The sequence below is a fragment of the Streptomyces chartreusis genome (assembly GCF_008704715.1).
GTDB lineage: Bacteria > Actinomycetota > Actinomycetes > Streptomycetales > Streptomycetaceae > Streptomyces > Streptomyces chartreusis.
Genome location: NZ_CP023689.1, coordinates 6,934,413 through 6,949,373, shown reverse-complemented (window position 1 = coordinate 6,949,373; position 14,961 = coordinate 6,934,413). Strand labels below are relative to the sequence as shown.

Here is a 14,961-nt window from a genome sequence, read left to right as displayed (position 1 = left end):
CACTCACCCTCACCGACTGTCACGGAACGGGATCCATGCCTGCGGAAGCCAGTAGCGCGAGCCCCTCCTCACCGCCTCTCACCGAGCGGCAGGAGGCCCGTCGCCGACGCATCCTGCACGCCAGCGCGCAGCTCGCCAGCCGGGGCGGCTTCGACGCCGTTCAGATGCGCGAGGTCGCGGAGTCCTCGCAGGTGGCGCTCGGCACGCTGTACCGCTACTTCCCGTCCAAGGTGCATCTGCTGGTCGCCACGATGCAGGACCAGTTGGAGCACATGCACGGCACGCTCCGGAAGAAGCCGCCGCAGGGCGCGACCGCCGCAGAGCGGGTCGCGGAGACCCTGATGCGGGCGTTCCGGGCCCTGCAGCGCGAGCCGCATCTGGCCGACGCGATGGTCCGCGCGCTGACCTTCGCCGACCGCAGCGTCTCCCCCGAGGTGGACCAGGTCTCCCGCCAGACGACGGTGATCATCCTGGACGCGATGGGCCTGGAGAACCCGACGCCCGAGCAGCTCTCCGCCGTCCGGGTCATCGAGCACACCTGGCACTCGGCCCTGATCACCTGGCTGTCCGGGCGCGCCTCGATCGCCCAGGTGAAGATCGACATCGAGACGGTGTGCCGCTTGATCGACCTGACGAGCCCGGAGGGGCGCGAGTAGGGCCTGCGCGATAGAAGGGCCCTCTCGGCACGAGAAGGACCTACGAGACGGGTTCCCTTCGCCGGCATGGTCCGGATCAGGTGATGGGGGTCGCCTTCCGGTCGTACGCCGCGTACGACCTTCCGGCCTCTCAGCCCGACCGTCGACGTCGGCACCGGCGGAAACCCTGTGTCTCTCGCCAGAGTCGGCTACTCCGGTCGGACTCCCTCACTCACCTCGTAGGCCGACTTCCAGAATAGAACGAATGCCCGGAAATGAACCCGTCCAGAGGAAGATTTCTGGTGCTATTCCTCGGGCGGGAACACCGGCTCCCCGCTCCCGAGCAGGGTGATCACGATCGCCTCGACGGGGCAGCTCTCCGCCGCCGCCAGGATCCGCTCGTTCGCGTCGGTCTCCGGGTCGGCCGGATGGGACTGCCGGCCGGTGTCGAGGCGGAAGCCGTCGGGGGCGTGGTGGACGCACTGGGCCGAGCCGATGCACACCGACCGGTCGACCTCGACTTGCCAGCGGTCACCCATCCCCTACGCCTCCCAGCCGGCCGGGAGGTGGATCATCTTGTGCTCCAGGTACTCGCCGAAGCCCTCGGGCCCGAACTCCCGGCCCAGGCCGGAGTTCTTGTAGCCGCCGAACGGGCCCAGCATGTCCAGGCTGAAGGTGTTCACCGAGTACGTCCCGGTACGGACCTGCCGCGCGATCTCGATGCCGTGCCCGGTGTCGGCGGTCCAGACGCTGCCGCTGAGGCCGTAGTCGGAGTCGTTGGCGATCTTCACGGCCTCGGACTCGTCGCCGTAGGGAAGGAGGCAGATCACCGGTCCGAAGATCTCCTCGCGGGCGATGCGCATGGAGTTCTCGACGTCCCCGAAGAGCGTCGGCTCGACGTACCAGCCCTTGTCCCGCCCCGCCGGACGCCCGCCGCCGACCAGGATCTTCGCGCCTTCCTCCTGCCCGATGCGGATGTAGTCGAGGTTGCGGCGCTGCTGCCGCCGTGCGACCAGCGGGCCCACCTGGGTCGCCGGGTCGAGCGGGTCGCCGACCACCAGCGCGCCGGCCGCGGCGGCGAAGGCCTCGGCGAACTCGTCGTAGCGGGAGCGCGGGAGCAGGATGCGGGTCTGGGCGACGCACGCCTGGCCGTTGTTCATCCAGGCCGCCGGCACGACACCGGCGACGGTCGCCTCGACGTCGGCGTCCGGCAGGACGACGGCCGCCGACTTGCCGCCCAGTTCCAGCGTCACACGGGTGAGATTGCGGGCGGCGACCTCCATGACGCGTTTGCCGGCGGCCACCGAGCCGGTGAAGGAGACCTTGTCGATCGAGGGGTGCCCGACGAGATACTCACTCACCTCACGGTCCGCGGGAAGGACGGACAGCACGCCCTCGGGCAACCCGGCGTCCTTCGCTATCTCGGCGAGCAGATAGGCGTCGAGCGGCGACTCGGGCGAGGGCTTGAGGATGACCGTGCAGCCGGTGAGCAGCGCGGGTGCGAGCTTGGCGGCGGCGACGAACTGCGGGACGTTCCAGGGGACCACGGCCGCCACGACCCCGACGGGCTCGCGCCGCACGAGGATCTTGCCCAGCACCCCGTCGCGTGTCTCCTCGTAGGTGAAGTTCCGGGCGACCGTGATCGCCGCGTCCCAGACCATCATCGCGCCGAGGGCCTGGGCGAGAACGCTCCAGGAGTACGGGGAGCCGTTCTCGGAGGAGATCACGCGGGCGATCTCCTCGTGCCGAACGGCGATCCCGTCCTTGATGCGGGTGACGACCTCGATCCGCTCGTCGAGGCTCATCCGCGGCCAGGGCCCTTCGTCGAACGCCTTGCGGGCCACCGCGACGGCGCGGTCGACGTCGGCGGGCGAGGCGTGCGGCACGCGTCCGATGACCTCTTCCGTGTGTGGCGAGATCACCTCGATGACGTCCTTGCCCAGGGGGTCGGTCAACTCCCCGCCGATGAACAGCTGTCCGTGTTCCACGAGCTCGGTCATGGCCGACTGCCTTCCCGGTGCGTGACTCTGACGATCCATCAGATCTACGGCACTGATACCAGTTCCGCCCGGAGTAGTCCACGGACCGCACGTAGATGACTCGGGCTCCCATCGGAACCTGTTCTAGTTATAGTGATCCGGTCGGCCGGAACGTGTCGCGGCGATTGGGGAACCCATGGCGCAGGTGTACGACCACGGCGGCGGCGTGAAGTCGATCCGGGTCCCCATCCCCGACAACCCCCTGGGCCACACCCTGGTGTACGTCGTCGACACCGACCGGGGCCCGGTGCTCGTCGACACCGGCTGGGACGACCCGACGTCCTGGGACACCCTCGCCGAGGGCCTGGCGGCGTGCGGCACCGGGCCCGGCGAGATCCACGGCGTGGTGATCACCCATCACCACCCCGACCACCACGGCCTGTCGGGCAAGGTGCGCGATGCGTCGGGCGCCTGGATCGCGATGCACGCGGCGGACGCGGCGATCGTACGGCGCACCCGGACGACCCGTCCCGACCGCTGGTTCACCTACATGGCGGCCAAACTCACGGCGGCCGGCGCCCCCGAGGACCACGTGGCCCCGCTGCGCACGGCCCGCCGCCCCAGCACGATGCCGGGCTTCACACCCGCCGCCCCCGACCGCGAGATCGTCCCCGGCGAACTCCTCGACCTCCCCGGCCGCCACCTGCGCGCGATCTGGACGCCGGGCCACACCCCGGGCCACGTCTGCCTCCACCTGGAGGAGGACCACCCCGCGCAACTCCCGGGCCACGGCCGCCTCTTCTCCGGCGACCACCTGCTCCCCGGGATCACCCCGCACATCGGCCTGTACGAGGACCCCGACGACACGACAGTCACCGACCCCCTCGGCGACTACCTGGCCTCCCTGGAACGCATCGCCGCGCTGACCCCGGCGGAGGTGCTCCCGGCCCACCAGCACACATTCACCGACGCCCCCGCCCGCGTAGGCGAGCTCCTCACCCACCACGAGGACCGCCTGACCGACCTCCTCACCCTCCTCGCCACGCCGCTCACCCCCTGGCAACTCGCCGAACGCATGGAGTGGAACCGCCCCTGGTCCCAGATCCCGTACCCCTCCCGCAACATCGCGATCGCGGAGGCGGAGGCACATCTGAGGCGACTTGTGAAGCTGGGGAGGGCGGAGGCGGTGGCGGGGGGTGAGCCGGTGGCTTATGTGGCGGTGTGAGGACAGAAGGTCTGCCGGGTACCAGGCCCGCTGTGCTCATGTCGCACAGCAGTGCTCTTACCTGCGCTCACAAGGCCGTTCCCTTCGAACGGGGTTGGCCGGAGGTCGTCTTGCCATGGGCCTTGCGTGAATGCAGCATGAAGGTGTCGAGTTGCCGACGCCGCTGCCGGAATACCCAGTACGGGACGCGACACAATGCGGGTTTTCAAGGTGCTCCGGGGCGCATCACCCGAGGGGAACTGTCATGCACAGCGACGTAGAGATCCGCGCCGCCGCACGCGCAGTGGGTGAAGCCCCTCGTGCCGCGTGCAAGGCAGACCACCCCGGTCGCGAGCAGCTCACGACACTGAGTCTCCGAAGTGAGTCGGTCGTCATGCGCGCCACGTCGATCGGCGACAACGCCTCCGCAGGATTCAACTCCCACATCTGAAACGGAGCGGGACGACGTGCCGGCGCCAATGGCAGCACGGCCCTTCCGGCAGTTCGTAGTGAAGGTTCACAGTCGGTGCGACCTGGCCTGTGACCACTGTTATGTCTACAAACACGCAGATCAGAGCTGGCGCCGCCGTCCCCGGGTAATGGCGCCGCGCGTCGTCAGGGCCACCGCCGAGCGCATCGCCGAGCATGCCCGGGCGCACCGGCTCAAGCGGGTCACTGTCGTGTTGCACGGCGGGGAACCATTACTCGCCGGCCCCGAACGACTGGCTGCCCTGGCACACGAATTGCGCCGTTCGCTGGACGGCATCGCGGTGCTCGACCTCCGCATGCAGACCAACGCACTACTTCTCGACGACGAATTCTGCGCACTCCTGGTACGTGAGCGCATCCACGCGGGTGTCTCCCTGGACGGAGACAGGGTCTCCCACGACCGTCACCGGGTGCGGGCCGACGGATCCGGCAGCTATGACGACACGGTGCGGGCGCTGCGACTGCTGGGACAGCCCGCCCACCGTCCGGCGTTCGCGGGCCTGTTGTGCACCGTGGACGTGAACAACGACCCGGACGCGGTCTATGACGCGTTGGCCGAAGTGCGGCCTCCACGCGTGGACTTCCTCCTCCCTCATGCCACATGGGACAACCCGCCGGCCCGGCCGCGCGGCAGCACGGACTACGCGGACTGGCTGATCACCTCGTACGAGCGGTGGAACGCGGACGGCCGGCCGTTCAGCATCCGCGTGTTCGAGTCGGTGGAGGCTGCGGCGACGGGCGAGCCCGGCTTCACCGAGGCACTCGGGCTCGGCAGTCCGGACCTCCTGGTGATAGAGACGGACGGAGCGATCGAACAGGCCGACTGGCTCAAGACGGTGGCCGAGGGTGCCCCCGAGACCGGCTATCACGTCCTGGTCAACAGCTTCGACGAGGCCGCTCGACACCCCGGCTTCCAGGCCCGGAGCCTGGGCCTGGACGGGCTGTCCGCGCAATGCCGGGCATGCCCGGTGGTGAGCATCTGCGGCGGCGGTCTCTACGGGCACCGGTTCAGCACCGGCACCGGATTCGTCAACCCCTCTGTGTATTGCGCCGACTTGCTCAAACTCATCCAGCACATCCAGTCGACCGCTCCTAAGACACAACGACACTCCGTGCCGCCGGCAGACATCGGCGCGCTCACCATCGGCGGTGCGCTGGAGCACGCGGCCGTACTGCGTCTGTCGCAAGCACAGTTGGACTTGCGCCGCGCAATGCTGGCCTACCTTCTCCGCGCCGGCATCGGTTCGGAGGACACCTGGCAAGCCTTGCTTGAGCTGGACGGTCCGGACCTGGACCTCGTGCTCGCTGACCCCGCGGTCCATTCCTGGGCGGTGGCGGCCTGCTCCTCCGACGCACATGGGCAGGCAGTGCCGGACACCGAACTGCTCGAAGGGCTGGCTCTGGCGACAGCCGTCCGCGCACGACGTCGTCTGGAGCTCGCGGTCCGAGTGGGCACGGATGGCGTCGTGCCTCTGCCGTCGGTCGGTCGACTGCGTCTGCTGCCCGACAGCGGCTCCCTCGTGGTCGGGGACAGAGTCCGGTTGGGCACGAGCGGCGGGCGCGTGTGGCGGGCCGACGGCGGCATGGCGAGCTGGGAACCCGTGCAACGCCTGTCGAGCGAGGGGTTGGAGGTGAGACTGCAGCAAAACGATCCCCGCACGAGAGACAGCGGCCCGCGGGCCCGACTCACGGCGAACTGGCGAAGGTCTCTGGCAGCTGCCTGGGGCGTTCTTGCCCGTCGGCACCCGCACCAAGCCGCAGCGCTGGCGGCCGGGGTGAACACGCTGGTGCTACTCGACAGCGCTCCGTCGGAGGACGCCTCCCGCCCGCCGTTCGGCGCTCTGGCGCTGGCGCCGACCGACACCGAGCAGGACCTCGTCGCGGCCATGCTCCGAGAGTGGCAGTACGCGAAGTTCGCAGCCCTCCGCGATCTGCTCGACCTTGGCGGCACAGGCCAAGAGGCGGCATTGCGACGGGCGTACGCCCGCTTGGCCGTGGCCCGAGCATGGCGTGCCCGTCAAGGACAGGCCGCCCGGGCCGAGGCGGAACTCTGGGGGAAGCAGACGCTCGCCGCGCTGGACGCCTTCGCCGCCGAGACCGACGCCCCCACCCCAGCCGGCCTGCGCATGGCTACGGACATCAGGACGGCCACATACTCACTGGCGACCGGCCCATGACGACGCCGTACACGGGCTCCGGGCTGGCCGACGACCTACAGGCACTCGGACTGCGGTCGGGCGACATCGTCCTGGTGCATTCCTCGCTGCGCCGCATCGGCCGTACCGAACACGGAGCGGCGACGGTCGTCGAAGGCTTGCGAGCCGTCATCGGCCCTGCCGGCACCGTCGTCGTGCCGACGTTCACGGCGGCCAACTCACTGTCCTCCTCCACCTACCGCAAACGAATCCAGGGCATGACTCAGTCGGAGATCGCTGCGTTCCGGGAGACGATGCCCGGGTTCGACGCAGCCACCACGCCCAGCGATGGCATGGGAGCGGTCGCCGAGTGGGTACGCCGTACGCCGGGGGCGCGGCGCAGCACTCACCCGCAGACGTCGCTGGCCGCGTCGGGCCCAATGGCCGCTGTCCTGACTCGGGACCACCTGCTCACCTGCCACCTCGGCGAGGCCTCTCCGCTGGGACACCTCTATCGGCTCGACGCCCGTATCTTGCTGCTGGGCGTGGGCTTCGAGTCGTGCACGGCTTTCCACCTCGGCGAGTACCGATTGCCCGATCCTCCTCTGCGTCGCTACGACTGTGTGGTCGCCCACGGACGACAGGCGGGCGGGGAACCCGGGCGGCAATGGCTGTCGTTCGAGGATGTGGCCTTGGACGACGGGGACTTCGCGCACCTGGGGGCCTGGCTGGAGCGCCGACGCTCGGACACCGGGGCGAGCATCGTGCGGCGCGGTCGGGTCGGCGGAGGAATTGCCCGGCTCCTCCCTATGGCTCATTCGGTGGACTTGGCTGTGGAATGGTTCAAGGAACACCGCACGGCTGGAGGGGGCAGCGCAGGTGACCGAATCACACTTATCGGGCCGCCCGGCTGACAGCCAGGATCTGTACTTTTTCCACAGCTACGCACAGGTGCCCGGCGCCGCCGGCCTGCGCGCACCGGACGAACGGCAGGAGGCGTTCCATAAGCTGCTGTGCCAGTTCGTCCTGCAACTGACCACACACGAGGGCGAAACCCCGATCGGCTTTCTCGACAAACGCATGCCCCTGGGCGGCGAGTGGGAGAAGCACCTCAAGGAAGCACTGGCTACCTGCAGGGTCTTCATGCCCGTGTACTCGCCTCGCTATTTCGCCAGTCGCTGGTGCGGGGTCGAGTTCGACGGCTTCCTCCGACGACAGGCCGAACACCACCGAAGTGAGCGCTACACCGTCAGCGCGATCGTCCCCGTGCTGTGGACGTCTCCCGGCAGGATCGTGCTGCCCGAGGTCGTCGAGGCGTTCCAGTGGTACAACCTCGATCTCGGAGACGACTACCGGAGCATGGGGCTGCTGGGGCTGATGGAGGCGGGCAAGTGGGGCGTCTACCGGCGAACCGTGTGGCGGCTCGCCGAGCGAATCGTCGACGTCGCCACGGCGGCCCAGCTCAAATCCTGCGACGTCAGCCTGTTCGACGGTCTGAGCAACGTCTTCGCGCCACGTACTCAGGGGGACTCATGACGGACTCGACTCCGGTCTTCTTCCTCAGCTACGCCCGCACCCCGGGGCCCCAGGGTGCCGAAGCCGATCGGCCGGTCTTCTCCTTCTTCAAAGAACTCGGGGAGCAAGTGGCCAGCCTGACCGGCGTGCCCGCAGAGCAAGCCGGCCATGTGGACCGTCCGGACACCGCGTCGGATGGATGGCTCTCGAAGCTGACGGCCAGCAGTGTCTTCGTCCCACTGTACGCACCGCGCTACTTCACCGATCCGCTCTGCGGCCGCCAGTGGACTGCCTTCAAGCGACGCGTCGGCCCCGACTACGGCCGGGCCGTGGTCCCCGTCCTCTGGATCCCGCACCGGCAGGGCACCACACTGCCGATGGCCGCCCTGGACATCCCTCCTCATCTGCCGCGCGAGGGCGGGGACGAGGAACAGCACGCCCAGGACCGCTACGCAGAGTCCGGCCTCTACCAGCTCATGGAGATCGAGGACGACGACCAGCGCGCCTACCGTGCGGTCCTGGGACGACTGGCTCAGCGCATCGCGCGGGCCTGGGAGGACACGCCTCCGCGACCGGTCAGCATCGAGCGGCTGACTGATCGGCGTGGCCTGGTAGACGCCTTCGCGCTCCAACCGTCGAAACCGACGCTGCGCATCACGGTGGTCGCGCCGACCGCCAGCCGACTCCCGCCGGGGCGTGAGGCAGCCTCCTACGGACCAGACACCGAGTCATGGCGGCCCTATCGCACAGCGCACGGAACGCTGACCCAGCAGGCCTTCGCTCTCGCCCGCAATCTCGGATTCGAGCCGGAGCTGGTCCCGATCGAGAAGGCCTACGAGAGCATTGCCCACGAAGGCTCCGTGCGAGAACCCGCCAGGCCCATCGCTCCCTCAGTCCTCGTGGTAGACGCGTGGGTGCTGGGCGATCTCCGGATCGCTGAGCAGCTACAGCACATCGTCCGGGCCAACCGGCCCTGGCTGGCGGTGATGGCAGTGCTGGCCGAGGACGACCCACAGACCCAGCGCGACGAGGCGCGGCTGCAGTCGCTGCTGGAGACGACTCTGTCCCGGCACCGGCATCTGCGGGAGATGCCCCACACCGCTCGCGGTACCGCCGCACGAGGCATCCGGAAGGCCGATGCCTTCGCCTGGCTGTTCGCGGAGTTGGCGAAAAGCTGCTATTTGCGGTATCTCGATTCCATCCAGGATGTTTCCCCGCGCCCGTCGTCCGACCCGGCGCGGAGTCACGGGGTTCGGAGGCCAACCAGTGACTGACGAGAACGGCGCGGGTGCAGTGGCGGGGATGCCTACTTCGGGTCCGGAGGAAACGACCCGAGGCAAGGTCATCACCTTCTACTCCTACAAGGGCGGCACCGGCCGCACCATGTCCCTCGCCAACACCGCCTGGATCCTGGCATCGGGGGGCAAGCGGGTCCTGGTCGTCGACTGGGACCTGGACGCACCCGGCCTCGACCGCTTCCTGCATCCCTTCCTTGACCAGGACCGGTTACGGACCGCGCAAGGCATCATCGACCTCTTCCTGCACTTCAACCAGACGGTGATGGAACAACGCAGGCAGCCTGAAACACACGCACAGGACGAGTGGGAGACCGCCGAAGCCGCCTGGGTGGCCACACAGGCCCACTTCAATCACTGCGTCATCCCGATCGACTGGTCGTTTCCCAACGGTGGCCGGCTGGACTACGTCTCGCCCGGTACACAGAACAAGGAGTATCTGTCGGCGTACTCGCAGTTCGACTGGATGCGCTTCCTTGACCACACCTGGCACGGGCCGGTTTTCGTCGAAGCCCTGAAGCAGGAACTCACCCAGAACTACGACTATGTCCTGATCGACAGTCGTACCGGCCTGAGCGACGTCTCCGATGTGTGCACCGTGCTGCTGCCGGACGTCCTGGTCGTCGCCTTCACCCCCAGCAGTCAGGGGATGGACGGCGCACAGGCCGTGGCGCAGAAGATCGACAGCCTCTACGGGTATCGGGGGATCCGTATCATCCCGGTCCCCATGCGGGTGGAGGACGCGAACGGTGAGGCCGACCGGCTGGAGGCGGCACGGGAGCAGATGCGGGCGAAGTTCGCCGACATCGTGCGCCGCCACTGCTCCCTGGACTCCCAGGAGTACTGGGGCAAGGTGGAGATCCCCTACCGTCCCTTCTACGCCTACGAGGAACTACTGGCCCCCTTCAGGGACGCCCCCGGCAGCCCTACCTCCATGCTCGCCGCGTGCGAGCGGCTGACGGAAGTCATCTCCGGCGGCGACGTCACCGCGTTCCCCCGTTTGGATGACGCGGAGCGTAAGCGGGTCCTCGCGCTGTACAAGCGGCCCAGGCCGCTGCAGAACACCGACATCCATGTCAGCTTTGTCCCAGAGGATCGCACCTGGGCCGACTGGATCGAGTTCACGCTCAAGTCCGTGGGTTTCCAGGTGCATCTGTTGTCCAGCGGTACGACCCACCCGTCCGAACGCTCCGCCCCTGATCCGACAGGGAAGTCGGCCACCCGAACTCTCGCGGTGTTGTCCCACGCCTACCGGGACTCCGCGGAAGCACGAGCGGCGTGGGAGACGACCGACGCTGTCGACGGTCTGGGCAATCGGCGCACCCTGGTGACCGTGCGCGTGGACGACGTACGGATGAGCCCTCCGTTCTCCGATCGCGCCGCCGCCGATCTGGCCCGTTGCGGTCCCAATGAGGAGGCGGCGAGACAGGCGCTGCTGAATGCCGTGGAGGCCCCGACGCAGCCGCTGTTCAGCCCGGCCGCCGCAAGCGACAGAGGCCCGCGTTTCCCCGGGGCCGAACCCTTCGTGTTCTCCCTGCCGATCCGAAACCCGTCCTTCACCGGACGCGAGGAGTTGCTCGGGCACCTGCGCGATCGGCTGCGGGCCGGTAACGGCACGGTGCTTCTGCGCGGCATGGGTGGCGTGGGCAAGACCATGCTTGCCCTGGAGTTCGCCCACCGCTTCAAAGGCGACTACGACGTCGTCTGGCACATCCAGGCCGATCAGCGAAACCTCGCAGTGGAGCAGTTCGCGGGGCTGGCAGGCCATCTGGAGGTCTCCGAGCGCAAGAACCCGACGGCGACGGCGGCCGCGGTCAAGGATGCGCTGCGTCTGGGCCGGCCCTACAGCCGCTGGCTGCTGATCCTCGACAACGTCGAGCACGTGAACGATCTGTCCGATCTGCTGGTGAGCAGCAAGGCAGGCCACGTCCTGATCACCAGTCAGCGCTCCGAGGGCTGGGAACGGTACGCGGAGATCGCCGATGTCGGAGTGTTCGAGCGCGAGGAGAGCGTGGCGCACCTCAAGCGCCGGCTCACCGAGTGCAGCACCGAAGAGGCCGACGAGGTGGCCTCCGCCCTCGGCGATCTTCCGCTGGCCGTCGAGCACGCGGCCGCCGTGCTCAAGGAGAGCGGCCTTCAGACCCAGGAGTACGTCAAGCTCCTGGAGCGCCAGCCCGCTGCCGACACGGCCGGTCTGAGCCCGGACGACCGGCTCCTCGACGTTTCCAAGACCTGGAGCGTGGCCATCGGGCAGCTCAACAAGAACTTTCCGCCGGCGGTTCAACTCCTCAAACTCGCCGCCTGGTTCAGCCCTGAGCCGATCTCCATGGATCTGCTGCAAAGCACGCAGATCGCACAGTCCCTCACGGGCCAGGACAGCACGCGTGATCAGGAGTTCCGGCCGCGCGCCTTCGACAGCACGGAAATGATCGCGCGCGCGTTCCAGGAACTGAGTCGACTCTCGCTCGCGACGGTGGACCGCAAGTCACGCAGCCTCCGTGTGCACCGCCTGGTGCAGATGTCGGTGCGCCTGAACATGACGGAGGAAGACCAGGAGGCCACGCGGGACGTCGTCTTCCGCACCTTGGTGGCCGCCCGTCCCGAACAGGACGACCCCGAGGACCACAACACCTGGGAGCGCTACCGCATCATCTGGCCTCACCTGGGAACTACTTGGGCCCTGGCAGCGCCCGACTACGGCATCCGCAAACTGATCGTCGACCGAGTTCGCCAGTTGCGCCGCCGCGGCGAGCTGAAGCAGGCGTACGACCTGAGCACGCGCGTGCATCAGGGCTGGCTCGAACACAGCGGACCCGACGAGCGCTGGGTGCTGCACATGGGCTTCCAGATCGCCAACATCCTTCGTGCCCAGGGCAGATACCAAGAGGCCCTGGAGCTGGACATGGACGTACTGCACCGCCAGGAAGCGGCCCTGGACAGCCCGCACGACCTCCACATCCTCATGACGTCCGGCGGAGTGGCTGCCGACCTGCGCGGCCTGGGCCGCTACAGCGAGGCGCTGGATCGCGACCGGCTCAACCACGAGCAGTTCCTGGAGTTGTTCGGCGAAGACCATCCGCGCAGCCTCATGGCGGCCAACAATTATGCGGTGTGTCTACGGGTGTTGGGGCAGTACACGGACGCTCTGAGGCTGGACCGCAAGACTATGGAGACTCGGAACAAGATCCTCGGCCCGGAACATGCCTACACACGGGCATCAACCATCAGTTACGCCCGCGATCTGCTCGACTGCGGCGACTACGCCGGATCCGAGCTTCCGTTGCGGCGCACCTACGACCAATGCCTCTCCCATCAGCAGTTCGGCCCGTCCGCTCCCACCACCATCAACGCGGGCAAGGCTCTGTCGGGTGCCCTGCACCAGATGGGCCGGGCCCAGGAAGCGGAGGACCTGACACGCACGGTGCTGTCCAACCTTCCCTCCGAGGAAGGATCGGCCTCGCCCAACCGGTTGCTGCTCCACCTGGGCCTGGCCGGGATCCTGGGCGCGCAGGGTCGCACCGAAGAGGCCCTCGAGCTGGCCCGCCGGGTCCTGGACGACTGCCGTCGGTTCTTCCAGGACCAACACCCCTACACAGCAGCCTGCTACGCGAACCTGGCCGTGCTGCTCTACACGGCCAACGAGGCGGCTTCCTCCCTGGCACACGCCGAGCAAGCCGCGAGGGTCTTCGCGGCGATCTTCGACGACGACCACCCGTTCACCCTGATGTGCCGGGTGAACCTGGCCAATGCCCAGGCCGCACTGGGGCAGCGTGGACGGGCCCGCGCTACCTACGAGGAGGTACTGGACCGGCTTCGCGATGTCCTGAACGACGACCAGCACCCCGCCCCGCTGGTATGCGCGGCCAACCTTGCGGTGGTCCTGAACGAGTTGGGAGAGAGCGAAGCGGCCGAACGGCTGCGCGAGGAAGTGCTGGGCGCGATCACTGCGCGGCTCGGGGCCGATCATCCCCGCGCTCTGGCCCTGCGCGAGTGGAGTCGGTCGGGCTGGGAGTTCGACCCACACCCGATCTGATCTGCGCTGTGCTCGCCGGCCTCGGCGAGCACAGCTAACCACCGTCGCGGGCACGGACGGGCTGCCGGAACCCGCTACACGGCGGCCCCGAAGCGCTCGCGAGCACGGTCACGTAGCCAAGCGAGTATTTCCGGTACGGCCGGCAGCGCGGCGAAGTGAGCCGCCCCCGGCTTCAGCACGGCAGTCGCTGAGGGAATGCGTTCGGCAAGCCATCGGAAGTGCCCGACGGGCGAGAAGGTGTCGTGCTCACCGTGCCACAGCAGCAGCGGGACTTCGACGATCTTGCCTGGCTCGAAGCCCCAGTCCAGCCGGAAGGACAGCACGTCGTCGAGCCACCCGAACGAGGAACGCACCACACTGGTCTCATAGTTGGCTAGGAGCAGGCCTCTGATCCCACCGTGTCCCACGACAGCCTTGTCGGCCATGGGCATCTCCGGAGTCAGTAACCCCAGCAGTGACTCCGGCTTGTCACGAATGGCATCCGCGTTGCTGGCCAGGTTGGCCTTGAGTCTTTCCAGGCACTCCTCGGATCCATCACGGAGAGCCGCCTTGGCGGCCTTGTAGGCGATGACGTTGGACGGAGCCATCCCCTCGAACCAGTCGAGCCCGTCTGCATCGGGAGGAGCGATGCTGACCAGCACGGCAGCACTGGCGACCCTGTCCGGAAGCAGCGCCGCACACGCCAACGCATGAGGCCCGCCACCGGAACGGCCCAGCACGGAGAACGGTCCAAGATTCAGCTGGTCGGCGATGGCCGCCACATCCGCAGCGGCGTGACGCACAGCGCGGCCTTTTAACCGCTGCGACTCCCCGTACCCCGGCCGGTCATAGGAGATGAGCCGGATGCCCAGCTTGTAGAGAACGCTGGTCCGTGGACGCGGCCCGACCCTGCTGCCCGGAGTGCCATGCAGCAAGAACACCGGGTGGCCCTTCGGGTCCCCCGACGTCTCGAAGAAGAGCAGCCTGCCATCGCCGCTCTTGACACTTCCCAACACCAGGTGTGCCTCCCGTCGCCAGCGCCGCGGCCGCCCGGAGCAGGACCCAGAGAATCAGCATCCCGCCCGTCAGAGCGCCAGTCGACACACAAACCAGCCGTCATTCGCGACGGACCAAGGGTTTTCCGAAAGACGCAATGTCATGGGGTGACGGTTGCGCGTCCCGAAGGGCCGCTCGCACCGACCAAACGGTAGAGGATTCCCACCCTCCGGCAGGTCATTCCAGCCACACCGATAGCCATTCGGCGCAAAATGCATGTTTGGTTTGACACTTCTGTGATCGCGACGCCCCAGGGCGGCGATCACGCTGTCCAAGGGCAGTACCCACATGATGGGGCCGCCCGACACCCCTCGCATCCTGACGTCGGCCGATACCGATCCGTCCGCAAGGAGGGGCCGACCTCCCGGCCAGGATCATGCACACGCTCACCACGAAGCTCGGCAACCCCCTGCAACACCCATGGGCGAAATCCAGCCGAACCGGCCGCCCTCGACCTCCCTCGGCACCGGACCACCTCCGCCGCCCCCAGCCCCCTCTCACCCCCCACCTACCCCCGGGTAGAGTGTCGCCGTCGTCATCACACCCGTACGTGGGAAAGCCGGTGCAAATCCGGCGCTGACCCGCAACCGTGAACCGGTCGTCGTCGAAGGCCGGTGAGCCGGATCGCCGCGTACGGGAAG

General features: G+C 68.1%; 10 protein-coding genes and 1 riboswitch. Of the genes, 7 read left to right on the top strand and 3 right to left on the bottom strand.

What is annotated here, in order from left to right; translation table 11 throughout:
• Positions 1 to 35: 35 nt before the first annotated feature.
• Positions 36 to 656, top strand: a complete 621-nt coding sequence (locus tag CP983_RS30550) for a TetR family transcriptional regulator (protein WP_150503124.1) — start codon at positions 36 to 38, stop codon at positions 654 to 656.
• A 284-nt stretch (positions 657 to 940) separates the two neighbouring features.
• Here the strand turns inward: CP983_RS30550 and CP983_RS30545 are convergent, their stop codons facing one another.
• Together CP983_RS30545 and CP983_RS30540 are read right to left on the bottom strand one after the other, a co-directional pair.
• Entirely contained in the window at positions 941 to 1,174 is a 234-nt protein-coding gene (locus tag CP983_RS30545) for a ferredoxin (protein WP_125528684.1), read from the bottom strand.
• Positions 1,175 to 1,177: 3 nt separating this feature from the next.
• Positions 1,178 to 2,635 carry an aldehyde dehydrogenase gene (locus tag CP983_RS30540; RefSeq protein WP_150503122.1) on the bottom strand — a complete coding sequence of 486 codons (1,458 nt, stop codon included), beginning with the start codon at positions 2,633 to 2,635 and terminating at the stop codon, positions 1,178 to 1,180.
• A 175-nt stretch (positions 2,636 to 2,810) separates the two neighbouring features.
• On the opposite strand from CP983_RS30540, the gene CP983_RS30535 reads away from it, so the two are divergent.
• From CP983_RS30535 to fxsT, 6 genes are all read left to right on the top strand, one after another.
• Positions 2,811 to 3,839, top strand: a complete 1,029-nt coding sequence (locus CP983_RS30535; protein ID WP_150503120.1) for a Strvi_7410 family MBL fold metallo-hydrolase — start codon at positions 2,811 to 2,813, stop codon at positions 3,837 to 3,839.
• A gap of 458 nt (positions 3,840 to 4,297) precedes the next feature.
• On the top strand, positions 4,298 to 6,484 hold the full coding sequence (locus tag CP983_RS30530) for an FxsB family cyclophane-forming radical SAM/SPASM peptide maturase (protein WP_150503118.1): 2,187 nt from the start codon (positions 4,298 to 4,300) through the stop codon (positions 6,482 to 6,484).
• Positions 6,481 to 7,356: an AAC(3) family N-acetyltransferase gene (locus CP983_RS30525; RefSeq protein ID WP_150503116.1), complete on the top strand. Its 876-nt coding sequence runs from the start codon at positions 6,481 to 6,483 to the stop codon at positions 7,354 to 7,356. Before CP983_RS30530 ends, CP983_RS30525 begins: the two co-directional genes overlap by 4 nt.
• A complete protein-coding gene (locus CP983_RS30520; protein ID WP_150503114.1) occupies positions 7,322 to 7,978 on the top strand; it encodes a TIR-like protein FxsC in 657 nt (218 codons plus the stop codon). Before CP983_RS30525 ends, CP983_RS30520 begins: the two co-directional genes overlap by 35 nt.
• Positions 7,975 to 9,231 carry a TIR-like protein FxsC gene (locus tag CP983_RS30515; protein WP_150503112.1) on the top strand — a complete coding sequence of 419 codons (1,257 nt, stop codon included), beginning with the start codon at positions 7,975 to 7,977 and terminating at the stop codon, positions 9,229 to 9,231. The genes CP983_RS30520 and CP983_RS30515 overlap by 4 nt, the downstream gene beginning before the upstream one ends.
• 28 nt (positions 9,232 to 9,259) lie before the next feature.
• Positions 9,260 to 13,285 carry an FxSxx-COOH system tetratricopeptide repeat protein gene (gene fxsT, locus CP983_RS30510; RefSeq protein WP_150503110.1) on the top strand — a complete coding sequence of 1,342 codons (4,026 nt, stop codon included), beginning with the start codon at positions 9,260 to 9,262 and terminating at the stop codon, positions 13,283 to 13,285.
• Between the two features lie 74 nt (positions 13,286 to 13,359).
• Here fxsT and CP983_RS30505 read toward each other — a convergent pair whose 3' ends face one another.
• Positions 13,360 to 14,280, bottom strand: a complete 921-nt coding sequence (locus tag CP983_RS30505; protein WP_189748635.1) for an alpha/beta fold hydrolase — start codon at positions 14,278 to 14,280, stop codon at positions 13,360 to 13,362.
• 583 nt (positions 14,281 to 14,863) lie between these two features.
• A riboswitch (adenosylcobalamin-variant (AdoCbl-variant) riboswitch) is annotated at positions 14,864 to 14,958 on the top strand.
• Positions 14,959 to 14,961: the final 3 nt, after the last annotated feature.